This window comes from Leucobacter sp. NPDC015123, from assembly GCF_043080205.1.
Classification (GTDB): domain Bacteria; phylum Actinomycetota; class Actinomycetes; order Actinomycetales; family Microbacteriaceae; genus Leucobacter; species Leucobacter aridicollis_A.
In genome coordinates this window covers 554547-569797 of the sequence record NZ_JBIBVH010000001.1, presented here as the reverse complement: position 1 = coordinate 569797, position 15251 = coordinate 554547, and the positions used below count along the sequence as shown (strand labels likewise).

Genomic DNA, 15251 nt, shown 5'->3' with positions numbered 1-15251 from the left:
GCGGGCTTGACCTTAACCTAACTTGAGGTTTTAGCATAGCCCAAGGGCCTCGAAACCGGGGCCACAGGTGTGAAGAGGGGGATGGCCGTGACCTATGTCATTGCGCTGCCGTGCGTGGATCTGAAGGACAAGGCGTGCATCGACGAGTGCCCTGTTGACTGCATTTACGAGGGTGATCGGATGCTCTACATCCACCCCGACGAATGCGTCGATTGTGGTGCGTGCGAGCCAGTATGCCCAGTTGAGGCGATCTACTACGAAGACGACCTTCCCGGCGAATGGCAGGAGTACTACGGCGCAAACGTCGAGTTCTTCGACGCCGTTGGCGCCCCGGGAGGCGCTGCCCGCACGGGCCCAATCCCCGGCGACCACCCGTTTATCGCGGCCCTACCACCTCAGGAGAGTGCACTGGCATGACGCCGAATCGTTCCGTCGCAATCATTGGCGCGGGCCCCGCCGGGGTCTACGCTGCCGACATCCTCCAGGGGCGTGACGAGCACGTACGCATCGACCTGTTTGAGAAGCTTCCAGCGCCCTACGGTCTCGTGCGCTACGGCGTCTCGCCAGACCACCCGCGCATCAAGAAGATTCAAGACGCGCTGCACGATGTGCTCGAGAACCCCCGTATCCGACTCATCTGCAACGTCGAGGTCGGCGCTGACGTCACGATCGAAGAGCTGCGTGAGGCCTACGACGCCGTCGTGATCTCGACGGGAGCTGACCGTGATGTAGACCTTAGGGTGCCCGGCGCGGACCTCCCGGGCTCGTTCGGCGGAGCTGACTTTGTGGCCTGGTACGACGGCCACCCCGACGCGCCGCAGGACTGGCAGCTGTCGGCCGAGTCTGTCGCGGTGATCGGCGCGGGAAACGTGGCGCTCGACGTCGCCCGAATGATCATCACCCACCCGCGCCAGCTCGAGCAGACCGACATTCCAGGCCACGTCGAGGCAGCGTTCAGGCAGAATCCTGTGCGAGACCTGCACCTGCTCATTCGGCGCGGCCCGGCCGACGTGCGGTTCTCGCCCATGGAGCTGCGAGAGCTCGGAGCACGCGATGACGTTGACGTCATCGTGGATCCCGCCGATATGGAGCTCGACGAGCACGCAGAACGCATGGTCGCGCAGTTCAATCAGCGACGCATCATCGTCAAGACGCTCACCGAGTGGGCACATCAGGATCCGGCGACGCGCACGGCTTCCCGTCGCGTGCATCTGCACTTCTACCAGCAGCCGGCGCGGATCCTTGGAACGGATCGGGTGACCTCGATCGAGATGGAGCGCACCCGGCCCGACGAGCTTGGCCGCATCTCTGGCACCGGTGAGATGGTGCGGCACAACGTTGGTGCCGTGTACCGCACCATCGGGTACCGCTCCACACCCGTGCCCGGCGTTCCGTTCGACGACGCGACCGGGACGATCCCTGACGACGCGGGCCGCATCCTCGGCACCGACGGCGTGCCGATCCCGAGGCTGTACGCGACTGGCTGGATTCGGCGGGGACCGGTTGGGCTCATCGGATCGACGAAGTCCGACGCCGCCGAGGCGATCGACAGCCTCATCGCAGACCTGAGCCAGAGGCCGCGCACGACACCCGTGGGCGCCGCGGATGCGCTCGTCGCGCGCCTCACCGACGCCGTCGGTTGGGATGGCTGGCTGCGGATCGACGAGGCAGAGAAGCGCCTCGGCGCCGAACGCGGTCGCGAGCGCACGAAAATCGTGAATCGTGACGAACTGTTGAACCACGCGCGAGAGATGGAGCACACGAGATGAGCCAGAACACGGGGCACGGCAGCGGCCCGAGCACGAGCCACGGCACGGACAGCGCCACCACAGCGGAGGTTTCTGAGGTCCTTGCAGGTGCCGCAGCGAGTCACGCGGCCGACCTTGCAACGGATTTCAAGAACGCGTTCCGGTACCACCCGGCGGGGGTCGCGCTCATCACGGCGAGCACCCCTGAGGGCCCTGTCGGCCTAACTGCGTCGAGCGTCGCATCGGTCGCGGTTGACCCGGCGGCACTCGTCTTCTCCGTGACGAGAACGACTGGCAGCGCCGGCCTGATTCTCGCCGCTGACTCATTTCTCGTGCACCTGCTTGACGCCGAGCACGCGCCGATCGCCCAACAGTTCGCAGTTTCGGGCGGTGAGCGCTTTACCGAAGCACAGGGTTGGTCGACCCTCGCGACGGGTGAGCCGCATCTCGCGACAAGCCGCGCTGCGCTGCGGGCGCGCACACTCAGGCAGATTCCCGTTGGCGATTCGATGCTCGTTGTCGCCGAGGTCCTCGAGATCCACACTGGCCCGAATGACCCGGCGGCGAGCGCGCCGATGGCGTATCGGGATCGTGCGTTCACCAAGCTCGGCGAGCGGCTCTAGCGGCGGGGGAGTACCCACGCCGCGAGCCGATCGCCCCGACCCATCACAGATTCAACGAAAGGAACACCTCATGTCCGTCTACACCCTTCCCGACCTTCCCTACGATTACAGCGCGCTCGCGCCGCACATCTCGGGCCGCATAATGGAGCTGCACCACTCGAAGCATCACCAGGCGTATGTGACAGGCGCGAACACCGCGCTCGAACAGCTTGCGGAGGCCCGCGAGTCGGGCAACCTCGCGAACGTGAACAAGCTAGAGAAAGACCTTGCGTTCAACCTGGGTGGTCACATCAACCACAGCATCTTCTGGGAGAACCTGTCGCCGAACGGTGGCGGGGATCCCGAGGGCGACCTCGCTGAGGCGCTTGGCACTCACTTCGGTTCGCTTGAGCAGTTCCGCGCGCACTTCACCGCGACTGCAATGGGTGTGCAGGGGTCGGGCTGGTCGGTGCTCGCGTGGGATCAGCTTGGCAAGCGCCCTGTCATCTTCCAGCTCTTCGACCAGCAGGGCAACGCACCGCTCGGTGTCACGCCGTTGCTGCAGCTCGACGTGTGGGAGCACGCGTACTACCTCGACTACGAGAACGTTCGCGCAGACTACGTGAAGGCGTTCTGGAACCTTGTGAACTGGGAGGACGTTGCGCGCCGGTTTGCGGCTGTGCAGAAGTAGCCGCCGGGGGACCGGTCGCAGCTCCGGCACTGCCGGGGCCAATGGATTCCACTGACGCGGCGCTCTCGCCGCGAGCGCGGGGCGCGGTTGCTTGCACGGGCGACCGCGCCCGGTCGTTTCTGCGCGTCATCGGACAGCGCACCGCACAACTGAACTGAGGGGAAGCGACGTGACGGTCGTCATTGTTGGCGCGAGCCGTGGTCTTGGCCGCGCGCTCGCGACGGGTCTCGCCCGCGCGGGCCATGAGGTGATTGGTGTGGCCCGGACGCTGCCGCCTGAGTCTCGGGGGTGGATCGCCGCCGATCTTTCCAAGCCTGCGGAGGCCGCGGCGCTCATCGGCGCTGGTGTGCCCCAGTCCGTCGATACCGTCATCTGGAACGTCGGCGTCTGGGAAGCGGCCGCGTTCTCACCTGAGTATGACTTTGCGGCAGCGGGCGCGGCCGCCACCGCAGAGATCGAGACCCTCGTCGCGACGAACGTCACGGCTGCGATTCTTGGGCTGAGGGCGCTACTGCCGACGCTCACCGCGCACGCGAGGCCCCGAGTGATCCTGACGGGGTCGACCTCCGGCCTTCGCGGCAGCGGTAGGCCCGAGGTTGCGTTCGGTGCGTCGAAGCACGCGCTCACCGGTATCGCCGAGGCCTTGCGCGAGGGGTATCGCGGAGACGGGCTGGCGGTGACGACCCTGCAGCTTGGCAACTTGAACACCGAGGATGGACTGGAGGTGCCAGAGCGGGAGGCGGCCGCGCGTGGCGCCGGCACCCTTATCCCCGTTCACGACGTTGTCAGGATCGTGGTCGCACTGCTCGAGCTCTCGCCTGCCTCCTTTGTGCGCGAGATCACGCTGCCGGCTCTTCTCGACGAACGCTTCTGAACAGATCCCGAGGTGGCGGCCGAGGCTTCGCGGCAATTTCTCAGGATCCCGTCGCCGAACCGGATCATCCCGTGCCAATGCGCTGACGGCGGCTCGAGAGGCTTGGCGTATCGCGGCTCAGAGTGGGCGCGGCCCGAGCCAGGGCACCGAGTCAGAGGAGCGCACAAGTGTCACGAGTTCCCCGAGAAACCTACGTTTCGCCGCAGCAGCACGGCTTTCCGCACCCGCCGCCCGCTGTCGTTCGGCGCCGTCGCGCCGTCGCGATAGCGGCCGCCGTTTTTGCCGCCACGGCGATCGCCGTCGCGCTTGTCGCGGCTCTCATGACTTCGGTGCCGAACATTCCTGGTATTGCGCGAGCCGACGATACGGCGCCGGCAGGCACCTCCGGCGCCCTCGACGCTCCTGCTGACGGCGAGACCGGTGCGATCGACATCGCCGAGCCGATCTCGCCTTTTGACGAGGACCACCCTGCGGTGAGCCGGCTCAACGCAGACCTGCGCTCAGCGATCCAGGCTGCGGCGAGTGACGCCGAAGCCGACGGAATCCAGATCGAGCTCACCTCGGGGTGGCGAAGCGCCGAGTACCAGGCAGGCCTCCTGCGCGACGCGATTGCAGACTATGGGAGCGAGAGCGCGGCGCGCGAGTTCGTGAGCACGCCCGAGTCGTCCAAGCACGTGACCGGCGACGCAGTCGACGTTGCCCGCGTCGACCCGGCGCTCTGGTTGGAGCAGTACGGCAACGCGTACGGGCTCTGCCGCGTCTTCGCGAACGAGAGCTGGCACTTCGAGCTCGCGACGGCGCCCGGCGGGGAGTGCCCGCAGATGCTCGCGGACGCGAGCGAGGCCTCGTGAGTGTCGTGGACCGCGTGGATGCGCCCACAGCGCACCGCCTCGCGGAGATCTTCGTTGACCGGCGGGCGATCGCGCAGAACGTGCAGCACTTTGCGTGGGCGACGCAGACCCCCATCATGGCAGTCGTGAAGGCTGATGGGTTCGGTCACGGTGACGTCGCCGAAATCGCGCTCGCCAACGGGGCGACCTGGATCGGCGTCGCCACCATCCCCGAGGCGCTACGGTTGCGCGCCCAGGGCATTGCGGCGCCGATCCTGAGCTGGCTGAATCCGATCGACGCAGCCTGGGGCGCAGCGATCTGCCACGGCATCGACGTCGCTGTCGCGAGCCTCGAACAGCTCTACGCTGTCGGCGACGCCGCCAGGGCCGAGTCCGCGTCAGCGAGGGTGCACCTGCACCTCGACGTCGGGATGTCGCGAGACGGCGCACCGAGCGACATCTGGTCTGCGCTCTGCGTTGCCGCGCGGGCGCTCGAGGACGCCGGACGCGTCCGCGTCGTTGGCGTCATGGGGCACCTGTCGAGCGCCGACGAGCCGACGAGCACACAGAATGACGTTGAACGCCTGCGGTTCGTGAATGGTGTGCGGGTGGCGCATTCCCGCGGTCTCACACCGAGCGAGTTGCACCTCGCCGCGACCGCCGGCGCGCTGCATCGGCCGGATGCGAGGTTCACGCTCAGCCGAGTCGGGGCCGGACTCTACGGGATCGACCCCGCGGGAATCGCTCCGCTCATTCCGGCGCTCACGCTGACGGCCCCCGTCGCGCAGCTGCGCCGAGTCGCTGCGAATGTTGGCGTGGGGTACGGGCACGACTATACGACCAGAGCGGCGACGACGCTTGCCGTGCTGCCGATCGGGTACGGCGACGGGCTGCCGCGCGCCGCGCAGGGCAGTGCAGAGGTGACTATTCGAGGAAGCAGGTATCCGGTGGTTGGAAGGATTTCGATGGATCAGATTGTTGTCGATGTGGGTGACGCTGCGGTCGAGCTCGGCGACGTCGCGCTCGTGATGGGGCCGGGATCGCGGCGCGAGCCGACCGCGAGGGAGTGGGCTGCGTGGTCGAACACGATCGAGCACGAGCTCGTCACCCGCCTGGGGGTGCGGAGCAGCCGCGTGCTCCGCACTTCCGACGCGAGGTGGGCGCGATGAGCCGGGCGAGGCACGTGCTCGTCGTCGGCGGCGGGGCCAACGCTGAGCACGACGTGTCAATTGGTTCTGCGGCAGCGGTGCGAGAGGCGCTCCTTGCGAGCGGCCATCTCGTGACCGGGCTCACGATCAGGCGCGACGGCGGGTGGGAGACTGTCTCAGGCACGCAGATCGGGATCGCGGCAGCGATCCAGCGCCTGCGCGAGAGCGACGTGATCTTTCCTGCCCTGCACGGCGAGGGTACTGAAGACGGCACGATTGCGGGCCTGCTTGACGTTATCGGCGTGCCGTATGTCGGCTCGGGCGTCCGCGCTGGCGCACTCGCAATGGACAAGTGGACGTCGAAGCTCATCGCTGAGCGCCTTGGAATCTCGACGGCGCGCGGAGCGCTCGTTGATGGGGAGAGCACGCACGGGGATCCTGCTGGAGTGCCGCTCCCCGTCGTCGTGAAACCCGTCGCCTCAGGCTCGAGCTACGGTGCCGCCCGCGTCGATCGCGCGCAGGATCTCGACGCCGCTATCGCGGCGGCGCAGCAGTACGATACCCGCGTGCTCGTCGAAGAGTTTGTCACTGCCCGCGAGATCGATGTCGCGGTCATGCGTGGCGCGACGGGGGAGCTGCACGTCGCACCACCACTCGAAATTGGAAAAGACACCGAGCAGCTCTTCGACACCGCCCTGAAGTACGACGCTGCCCCCGACTTTCGCGTGCCAGCAGCAGTGCCCCAGGTGGTGCGAGACCGACTGAGCGCCGCGGCGAAAGCGATGTATGAGGCGCTCGGATGCGCTGGCGTCGCACGCGTTGACTTCTTCGTGCGCGACGACGAGATTATCTTTAACGAGATCAACACGATGCCCGGAATGACTGAGCATTCGCAGGTGCCGCGTATGTTTGCAGTAGACGGTGTCACGTTCCCGGAGTTGACCGCCAGACTTGTGGCGGCCGCCTATGCCCGCGACGCCAGGAGGAGTGAGAAACGAGATGCTGAAGATTCTCGTCGTCGAAGACAGCCCTGAGCTTGCGCAGGCCTATCGGCTCGCGCTGAGTCAGCGCGGACACGAGGTGCAGATTGAGGCGACTGGTGCGGGCGGTGCCCGCGCGGCGATCGCTGACGCCCCCGACGTAGTGTTGCTCGACCTGATGCTGCCAGACATCGACGGGTTCAGCGTCTGCCGCCACATACGCCAGGACTCAGACGTGCCGATCATCATGCTGACTGCGCGCGACGACGACGGTGACATCATTGGTGGCCTCGATTCAGGCGCCGACGACTATGTGGTGAAGCCGGTCTCGCCCGGCGTGCTTGAAGCGAGGATCCGCGCAGTCGTGCGGAGCCGGCAGCCAGTCGCCGCCGCGGATGCGCCGGCGACTGCGCTCGAGTACGAGGGGCTGCGGGTTGACCTCGGCTCGCTCGTCGTCACTCGCGGCGGCGACGAACTCGAGCTGTCACCGAACGAGCTCAGGCTCCTCATCGTGCTCCTCGAACATCAGGGGCAGGTACTCAGCCGTGAGCAGCTGCTCGAACGCGCCTGGGGCGCCGCCGAGGCGGGCGACCTGAGGTTGGTGAACGCGGCGGTGCAGCGGCTCAGGCTCAAAATCGAAGAGGACCCTGCTGACCCGCAACTGCTCCGCACCGTTCGCGGCTTCGGATACCGGCTCGGCTGATGCAGAGAAAACGCTGGCGCCCGACGCTGAGCACTCGGATCACGCTGACGCTCGTTGCGGTTGCAGTCGGGGTGGCGGCGATCACGGCTGGCACGCTCGTCTGGAACGCGCGACTCATCATCCTCGAGTCGCGGCAGGCAGCGATCTTCGACGTGCTGCAGGTTGAGGCAAAGATGGCGGCGAAGTCGCTGCCCGAATCGCCGACCGAGGCCGATCTCGCCGCCGCCTCCGAGGAGTTCTCGGTTCCCGCGATCCTCATCAACCTGCGTACGGGAGAGGCTGGCGGGACGATGACCCTTGACGAGGTACCCGACTACCTCGTGCAGCGGCTTGTCGACAACGGTGGGATCTCGGCGTATGAGCGCGAGACGCGCTACGGGTTTCTGACATTCACTGCTGGGGTGACGGTGAACCCTGGGACGCTCGGCGACAGGATTGCCGCGTTCGGAGTCTTCGACATGCAGTCGCAGCAGGAAGAGATCGACAGGCTTGTGAACCTCGGTGTCTCGGTCGGGCTGATCTTTGTGGGCGCCGCGGCCGTTATCGGGCTTCTCGTCGGCCGTCAGCTGGGGCGGCCCCTCGAAAGCCTCGTTGAGGTTGCTGACGGCCTCGGGACCTCCGCGCAGGCTCCCGCGGGGGACACCGGCTACCCAGACGTGGACGTCGTGCTCGACGCAATGCGAAACTCCGAGGCGAGGCTGCACGCCACAATCGGCCAGCTTGAACACAGCGAGGCCACCGCACGTCAGCTCGTTGCTGACGTCGCGCACGAACTCAGAACCCCGCTCGCGACCCTCGTCGCCGTCTCCGAGATCCTCGCTGATACCGAATCGGCGTCGCCCGAGAATCGGCGGGAGGCTGGCCAGATCGCCGCGCGCAGTGCGACGCACCTCACGACGCTCACGAACGACATCCTTGAGCTCTCGCGGTTCGACTCAAACAAGGCCGACATTGTGCGGGAAGTCGTCGACGTCGTCGCCCTGTGGCGTGACCTCGCAGAGAACAGGCAGTGGGACGATGTCGCATTTGAAATGTACGGCGACCCTGTCGTTCGCACTGACGAAGTCAGGCTCCGGCTCATCGTGTCAAACCTCGTGACAAACGCGTTGCGGCACGGCGCCCCGCCAGTCGAGGTGACTGTGTGGAATCAGGACGGCAAGCTCACGCTCAGCGTCGCTGACGCCGGCCCCGGGGTTGGTGACGAGCACGAGGCGCAGGTCTTCAAACGGTTCTACCAGGCGAGTTCCGCGCGCTCGGGGAGCGAGAGCAGCGGGCTCGGCCTCGCGATCGTGCGCGAGAATGCGCGTCTGCTCGGTGGTGACGCCTGGCTGACTCAAACGGCGGGAACTGTGTTCGCGGTGTGGATCCCGGCCCGGAGTCCTCTGGCTGGCGGTGCGGAAAGCGGCGGCCACGGCGATCCCACGCTGGCGTAGCCGCCGCCGGAACAGGTTAGAGGCGCTCGAGGATCGTCGCGTTTGCCATGCCGCCGCCCTCGCACATTGTCTGCAGCCCGTAGCGCCCGCCGGTGTCCTTCAGCGTGTGCACGAGTGTGGTCATGAGGCGTGCACCGCTTGCGCCGAGCGGGTGGCCGATGGCGATAGCGCCGCCGCGGACGTTCACCCGCGACAGGTCGGCTCCCGTTTCCTTCGCCCACGCGAGCACGACCGGCGCGAAGGCCTCGCTCACCTCGAAGTTGTCGATGTCTGAAATATTCAGGCCGGCGCGCGCGAGCACCTTCGCTGTCGCCGGCATCACGGCGGTGAGCATGTAGAGCGGGTCGGCGCCTGCGACGGCGAAGCTGTGGACCCGGGCGAGAGGCGTGAGCCCGAGCTTCGCAGCCATGTCGCTCGTCGTCACCATGATCGCGGCGCTGCCGTCGCTGATCTGGCTCGCCGAGGCCGCGGTGACGCTCCAGTCGATCTGCGGGAAGCGCTTTGCCATGTGCTCGTTGTAGAACGCGGGCTGGAGAGCCGCGAGCTTCTCGAGCGTGCTTCCGCTTCGGATGCCCTCGTCGTGCGTGAGCCCCGCGAGCGGCGCGAGTTCGGCGTCGAAGGCGCCAGCTCGGGTCGCGGCATCGGCCTTGTCGTGCGAGCTGATCGCGAAGCCGTCCATCTGTTCGCGGGTAATGCCCCAGCGCGCCGCGATGAGCTCGGCTGAGTAGCCCTGATCGATGAGCCCATCAGGGTAGCGCTCGGCGAGTGCGACGCCGTCAATGTCGGCGGTGCCCGCGACTGACGCTCCCATCGGCACGCGACTCATCGACTCGACGCCGGCCGCGATCGCGATGTCGTATGCGCCCGAGATCACTCCCTGCGCCGCGAAGTGCACGGCCTGCTGGCTGCTGCCGCACTGTCTGTCGATCGAGGTTGCCGGAACCGAGTCAGGGAAGCCTGCGGCGAGCGCAGCCCGACGCGTGATGTTGCCGCCCTGCTCGCCCACCTGGCTGACGACGCCGCCGATGACGTCGTCGATGAGCGCTGGGTCGACGCCTGTGCGGTCGATGAGCTCCCTGAGGGAGTGTGCAAGGAGATCAACGGGATGGATCCCCGCGAGTGCGCCGCCGGGGCGGCCCTTGCCTACCGGCGTGCGTACGGCTTCGACAATGACTGCGTCTCTCAATGTGCTGTCCTTTCAGCTGGCTACGGTGTTGAGCCTACGATGCTTGTGCGGGGCGCACTAGCCTGAGCTGGCTCGCTGCAGCGAGGTGGGTGAGGTCTTCGCCCCACACGTTGATTGTTTCGGTGATCCAGCCGCCTGCCGTAGCGACAGGGGTGCTCGCCTCGACGAGCACCCACGGCGAGACGGCGCGCTCGCCGCTGAAGTGAACCGACAGCTCGACTGTTGGGATCGGCTGGGGAGCGTGCAAGACTGCCGCATATGACGGCGCGAGCGCGTCGACGAGGAACAGCAGTCGCAGCTCGTTCGGTGGTAGGTCGTCTTCGGTGAGCCGCACCCACGCGGTGAGGTTCGCTGTGCTGCCGCCTTGGAACGGGCGGTTCGTGCCAGTGACGCGCAGTTCGTAGAATTCGGCGACAGGCACGAACGAAGGTGGCGGGTTGAACAGGCTCCCCTCGTGCCACGGTGGGACTGCTGGCGCCGCAGGGGCGAGGAGCTGAGACGCGACGGGTGCGTCGAGGCCGAATAGGGCGGTGGCGCTCGCAAGTGTGGGAGCGGCGGCTGTCGGCGTCGCGTCTTCGCTTGGCGATTCCGTCTGGCGTAGCTTGGCGCTCAGCGAAGAGGTGCTGCGGGTTCTGGCGTCTTCGGCGACGGCAATCGTGAATGTGTCGCGGACTGCTCGGTGGAGGCGTCCCGAGACGCTGCGGAGTGGCGCCGCGGTCCCCGACGCCTCCACCGTCTCACGCATCGCGGCGACCATCGCCCCGACGGCCAGCCCGCCGTGGAGCCCGCCAAAGCCCCAGAGCTCCCTGGGAGCGTGGCGTGGTGCGCTCGGTGACGCGGTGAGGAAATCGTCGATGGCCGCTCGAGGGGGCGCCGAGGCAAGCTGACTATGTTCATGCATAGCTAGATCGTACGGTGCTGACTATCGTCTCCACAAGTCAGGGGTAGAATTCATTCATGTCCGTGAAACTCTCTGGCCCGCTCGCCGACCGATCCTCGTGGAGCACCGAGGAATGCTCGATCGGCAAAGCCATGGAAGCCGTGGGCTCGAGAACCGCAATGGTGCTGCTCCGCGAAGCGTTCTACGGCACGACCCGGTTCGACGACTTCGCCGCACGCGCAGGGGTGACCGACGCTGTCGCCGCCGCACGCCTCAAACAGCTCGTCGAAGTCGGCGTGCTTGAGAAGCGGCCGTACCGCGAACCCGGGCAGCGCACGAGGCACGAATACCTCCTCACGCAGATGGGGCGCGACCTGTTTCCCGTCGTGTTCGCGCTCATGCAATGGGGGAACACCCACCTGCAGGCGGCAGGGGGGCCGCTCGCGCTCGTCGACAGCGATACCGGGGAGCCCGTCACAGTCTCGGCGCGCACGGCATCAGGTGAGGAGATCGCGACCGAGAACATTGCCGTTCGTGTCAACCTCGACTGGCTCCGCCAGGCGCAGGTGCGCTAGCGGTCGCGAGCGGACCAGGCCCTGTAGCCCGAAGTCCCAGCCAGCCCCCATTGTCACGCTGCTAGCGTGACAATGAATGTACGGCGAAGAGGTGACGATGCGAGTAGATGCCCCGGGCGTCGCCCCAGTGTCTGCACGTGGGGTGCTCTTTTTTGTCGCGTTTGTCGCGTTCCTCGCGATCTCAGTGCTCGGCCCGCACATCCACGGCGCAGACTCTGCGCCGGCAGTGCCCACCGTCGGCGCCGCCAGTAGCTCCGCTGACGCAGCGACGGCGGACGCCCCAGGGGCCGTCGCGGCTACGGATGTCGCGGATGCTGTGGGGAGCCTCGGGGCCGTCGCGGCAGTCGAACACGCAGCAGCGCAGACGTTCGTGCCGGAACCCGCTGGCGACGGCGATCAGTCCCTCGGGTTTGGGGCCGTCTGCGTGCTCGTGCTTGTCGCCTCGATCGCGCTCCTCGCGGTGCGCGGCTCGCTGAGCTGGGCGCCGCTGCGTCGGAGCGCACCCCAGTGGATCGAAGCCCCAGGCGCCACACCGCGGGGGTGCACCGTCGCGCGAGGCCTCCTGTTTTCAATCAGCCGAACCTAAGCTGCCCGCTCGACGATCTCGGGGTGTGACGCGCGCCCGAAGGATCCTGAGCGACCCCACAGGCCACCGCGACACCTGCGCGCAGCCACCACGCGTCGCCCCTCTCCGAAAGCGGTCACCCGCACCTACTGAGAAAGGCGCCTCGTCACGTGAACCCCACAAACGGCGTCGCAGCGCGCACGCTGCACCTATCGGACATGCTCGTCCTCGACCTCACGAGCATCTCGCCCCTCGGCTGGCTCGCCGTCGTGTGTCTCCTCGCCTATCTTGCTGGAGCTATCTCGCTCTGGGCGCGGGGCAGACGCTGGAGTGTGCTGGGAACCATCTCGTTCGTCCTCGGCTGCCTCGCATGGTTCGCTGCAACCGGGCTCGCAGTGAACCACTACGCGGGAGAGCTCATCACCGCCCTCGTCTTTCAAGTCATCACCCTGCTCGTCGCCGTGCCCCCGCTGCTGCTTATGGGGTCGCCGGGCAGGCTGCTCCTCCGCGCGACACCGCACCGCGGCGTGGGAATCCTCGCGCTGCGTGCAGCGATCGCCGCGCAACGGTCGCGGGCCGCGAGGGTCCTGCTCCATCCGGTCGTCGCGATCCTCGTCGCGATTATCGCGCTCCCCGGGCTGTTCTTCACCGACACCATTAGTTGGGTCCTGGCGCTTCCTGGCGGGCATCAAGCGCTTCTCGCACTCATGCTCGTATTTGGGGTGATCGGTGGAGCCCCGCTCTGGGCGCTCGACCCACTCCCGCGGAAGCCCTCGTTTGGGGTGCGGCTCGCCGGCGCCTTCCTTGAACTGCAGATCCACGCGCTCTTCGGCCTCGTCTTGCTCAAAAACGCGAGCGGCATGCTCAGCCTCTACTCGGGCGAACCCGTCGGCTGGGGGGTGAGCCGGGCGCTCGACCAGTCGCTGAGCGGCAGCCTCGTGTGGACGTACGGGCAGCTCCCGCTCATCATCGTGCTCATCATCACCCTGTCAAAGTGGCGCCGAAGCGATATTCGCGGCGCGCGCCATCGGCAGGACGCCGAGGACGAAGCCCTCGACGCATACAACGCTTATCTTGCTCAGACTGCCGAACAGGCGGCGCCCGGCACCTCCCGAAAGGACCCAGTATGACCGACACTACGCCTCGCCAACGAAAGCGCATGAGTGCGTCTGCGAAGGCAGCTCTCATCACGATTCCGACAGTGATCGTGGGGGTGATCATTCTGATTCTCGTGCTCTCGCTCGGCAAGACTTCCGGGCAGCCCGACGGCGGCGACCCCAACACCGGTGGGCAGGGAAGCTCTGCGGCTCAAGTGCCCGTCGTCGCCGAGAATTCGCACGTCTTGTCTGACGCCGGAGCTGACGCTCCCACAGTCGTCGAATTCCTCGACTTCGAATGCGAGGCGTGCCGCTCCATCTACCCGGTAATGGAGGAGATGCGTGAGCAGTACGCAGGCAAAATGAACTTTGTCATTCGCTACTTCCCGATCCCAGGGCATCAAAACTCGATGACCTCGGCGCTTGCCGTCGAGGCAGCAGCCCAGCAGGGCAAGTTCGAGGACATGTACAAGCTCATGTTCGAGACGCAGGAGGAGTGGGGTGAGAAGCGGGAGTCCGAGGCGCCCCGCTTCCGTGGCTACGCTGAGCGGCTTGGGCTCGACATGGCGGCGTACGATGCCGCCGTCGCAGACCCCGCCACGCAGGCGCGCATCGAGTTCGATTTCGAGGCGGGGCAAGAGCTCGGGGTGAGCGGAACCCCGACGTTCTTCCTCGAAGGGGAGCTGTTCCAGCCGCAGTACGTCACGGACATTACTGAGGCGTTCGACGCGGCGATCGAGGCGAGGCAGTAGCCAGCCGTGGCGGCGGTGGGCTGCTGCCTACATGGCCCTGCTGTCTGCGTAGCCCTCCGCTGATGTCTGCATAGCCCTCCGCTGATGGCTGCATAGCTGTGTTGCTGGCGGTCGCAAGACGCCGTTGCTGCCGGCCGCATCGTATGGGATCTGCAAATTGAATGTCCAAAGCGCCAAGAACGGGCATTGCAGGTAAGGATCACATTGCTATTGCGACGGGCCGCGCAAGCCAGACGGGTCGCGCAAGCCGGACGGGCGGGGCAAGCCTGACGGGCGGGCCGGCCTGCTACGCTATTCATCTGATGAATCGTATGGGGCCGATTGACTGGGGTGCGAGCGTGGCTCGCCCGTCATCGCTGAGTGCTCCCTTTCTCATGGCCACTGGCGTGCTGACGGGGGCCGGAAAAGGAGAGCGGCTTGTCGCCCCGCCGCACTCCCACCCCGAACCGATGCTCGCCTGGTGCTACCGCGGAACGGTCTGGGTGTACCTCGAGGACTCGATCTGGCGGCTCGCGCCGGGGGAGGGGATCTGGCTCCCCGCCCACACCCCGCACACCGCGCGGCACGAGCGGGACTCCGTTGGGTGCTACACGAACGTGCCCGATTCCGCGCTCGCCGAGCCTCTCCGAGAGGTGCGCCGGGTGCGCGTGCAGCGCGCGGTGCAGGAGATGCTGCTGCATCTCGGGGTGAACGACATGGATCCCGAACTGCGCGTGCGCATCCAGGGGGTGCTGCTCGACATGCTGCAGCAGCCTGTCCCAGAAGAGCCTGCCGAAGTGAGTGAGATCCCTGTGCCTGTCGACGAGCGTGTGCGGCCCCTCGTCGACGCGGTGCTCGCAGCGCCGGGGGACGTGCGCACTGCGCGCGACCTGTTCGCACAACACGGGCTCCACGAGCGCACCGTGCTGCGGGTGTTCGTGAGCGACATCGGCATGAGCTTCGGGCAGTGGCGAACGGGCGTGCGAATGACGATGGCGGCGCGGCTCCTGCTTGCAGGCACGCCGGTCGGCGCAGTCGGAAGCAAGTGTGGCTACCACTCGACGAGCGCGTTCTCGGCCGCCTTCAAGGAGCGCTTCGGCGTCACCCCAACGCAGTATGCGTCGCGCACGCAGTCTGCTGACGCGCATCGCGCGTACTGGCGGTAAATCTGACGTTTGGCGGTTTTGCGCAAGAAGTCGTCCGCAACG

Annotated in this window: 17 protein-coding genes; 15 read left to right on the top strand and 2 right to left on the bottom strand. The window is 66.8% G+C overall.

All coding sequences use genetic code 11. The features are described 5' to 3' along the window. Positions 1-87: 87 nt before the first annotated feature. The 10 genes from fdxA (at position 88) to ACF07D_RS02550 (ending at position 9009) form a co-directional block, all read left to right on the top strand. Entirely contained in the window at positions 88-417 is a 330-nt protein-coding gene (gene fdxA / locus ACF07D_RS02595) for a ferredoxin (protein WP_119283428.1), read from the top strand. Then, positions 414-1769 (top strand): FAD-dependent oxidoreductase, encoded by a 1356-nt coding sequence (locus ACF07D_RS02590; RefSeq protein WP_391503766.1) that lies wholly within the window; start codon positions 414-416, stop codon positions 1767-1769. Before fdxA ends, ACF07D_RS02590 begins: the two co-directional genes overlap by 4 nt. After that, positions 1766-2371: a flavin reductase family protein gene (locus ACF07D_RS02585; protein ID WP_255809224.1), complete on the top strand. Its 606-nt coding sequence runs from the start codon at positions 1766-1768 to the stop codon at positions 2369-2371. Before ACF07D_RS02590 ends, ACF07D_RS02585 begins: the two co-directional genes overlap by 4 nt. Positions 2372-2441: 70 nt before the next feature. Then, the gene (locus ACF07D_RS02580) at positions 2442-3041 is read left to right on the top strand and encodes a superoxide dismutase (RefSeq protein ID WP_255809225.1); all 600 of its coding nucleotides are present in this window, start codon (positions 2442-2444) and stop codon (positions 3039-3041) included. A 169-nt stretch (positions 3042-3210) separates the two neighbouring features. Next, positions 3211-3915 carry an SDR family oxidoreductase gene (locus ACF07D_RS02575; protein WP_391503765.1) on the top strand — a complete coding sequence of 235 codons (705 nt, stop codon included), beginning with the start codon at positions 3211-3213 and terminating at the stop codon, positions 3913-3915. 167 nt (positions 3916-4082) lie between these two features. Then, a complete protein-coding gene (locus tag ACF07D_RS02570; protein ID WP_391503764.1) occupies positions 4083-4766 on the top strand; it encodes a M15 family metallopeptidase in 684 nt (227 codons plus the stop codon). Next, positions 4763-5914, top strand: coding sequence for an alanine racemase (alr, locus tag ACF07D_RS02565; RefSeq protein WP_391503763.1), 1152 nt, complete (start codon positions 4763-4765; stop codon positions 5912-5914). The genes ACF07D_RS02570 and alr overlap by 4 nt, the downstream gene beginning before the upstream one ends. Further along, positions 5911-6927 carry a D-alanine--D-alanine ligase gene (locus tag ACF07D_RS02560; protein ID WP_391503762.1) on the top strand — a complete coding sequence of 339 codons (1017 nt, stop codon included), beginning with the start codon at positions 5911-5913 and terminating at the stop codon, positions 6925-6927. Before alr ends, ACF07D_RS02560 begins: the two co-directional genes overlap by 4 nt. Then, a complete protein-coding gene (locus ACF07D_RS02555) occupies positions 6893-7576 on the top strand; it encodes a response regulator transcription factor (RefSeq protein ID WP_119283211.1) in 684 nt (227 codons plus the stop codon). Before ACF07D_RS02560 ends, ACF07D_RS02555 begins: the two co-directional genes overlap by 35 nt. Further along, a complete protein-coding gene (locus ACF07D_RS02550; protein WP_391503761.1) occupies positions 7576-9009 on the top strand; it encodes a sensor histidine kinase in 1434 nt (477 codons plus the stop codon). The genes ACF07D_RS02555 and ACF07D_RS02550 overlap by 1 nt, the downstream gene beginning before the upstream one ends. A gap of 16 nt (positions 9010-9025) precedes the next feature. Here ACF07D_RS02550 and ACF07D_RS02545 read toward each other — a convergent pair whose 3' ends face one another. Next, positions 9026-10195, bottom strand: coding sequence for an acetyl-CoA C-acyltransferase (locus ACF07D_RS02545; protein WP_391503760.1), 1170 nt, complete (start codon positions 10193-10195; stop codon positions 9026-9028). Positions 10196-10229: 34 nt separating this feature from the next. Next, the gene (locus ACF07D_RS02540) at positions 10230-11096 is read right to left on the bottom strand and encodes a thioesterase family protein (RefSeq protein ID WP_391503759.1); all 867 of its coding nucleotides are present in this window, start codon (positions 11094-11096) and stop codon (positions 10230-10232) included. Positions 11097-11152: 56 nt separating this feature from the next. Here ACF07D_RS02540 and ACF07D_RS02535 point away from each other — a divergent pair, with 56 nt between their 5' ends. The 5 genes from ACF07D_RS02535 (at position 11153) to ACF07D_RS02515 (ending at position 15209) form a co-directional block, all read left to right on the top strand. Next, positions 11153-11650: a helix-turn-helix domain-containing protein gene (locus ACF07D_RS02535; protein ID WP_255809232.1), complete on the top strand. Its 498-nt coding sequence runs from the start codon at positions 11153-11155 to the stop codon at positions 11648-11650. 76 nt (positions 11651-11726) lie between these two features. Next, positions 11727-12236: a hypothetical protein gene (locus ACF07D_RS02530; RefSeq protein ID WP_391503758.1), complete on the top strand. Its 510-nt coding sequence runs from the start codon at positions 11727-11729 to the stop codon at positions 12234-12236. Between the two features lie 149 nt (positions 12237-12385). Next, the gene (locus ACF07D_RS02525) at positions 12386-13345 is read left to right on the top strand and encodes a cytochrome c oxidase assembly protein (RefSeq protein WP_391503757.1); all 960 of its coding nucleotides are present in this window, start codon (positions 12386-12388) and stop codon (positions 13343-13345) included. After that, positions 13342-14064, top strand: coding sequence for a DsbA family protein (locus ACF07D_RS02520; RefSeq protein ID WP_391503756.1), 723 nt, complete (start codon positions 13342-13344; stop codon positions 14062-14064). The genes ACF07D_RS02525 and ACF07D_RS02520 overlap by 4 nt, the downstream gene beginning before the upstream one ends. A gap of 338 nt (positions 14065-14402) precedes the next feature. After that, on the top strand, positions 14403-15209 hold the full coding sequence (locus ACF07D_RS02515) for a helix-turn-helix domain-containing protein (protein WP_391503755.1): 807 nt from the start codon (positions 14403-14405) through the stop codon (positions 15207-15209). Positions 15210-15251 lie beyond the last annotated feature (42 nt).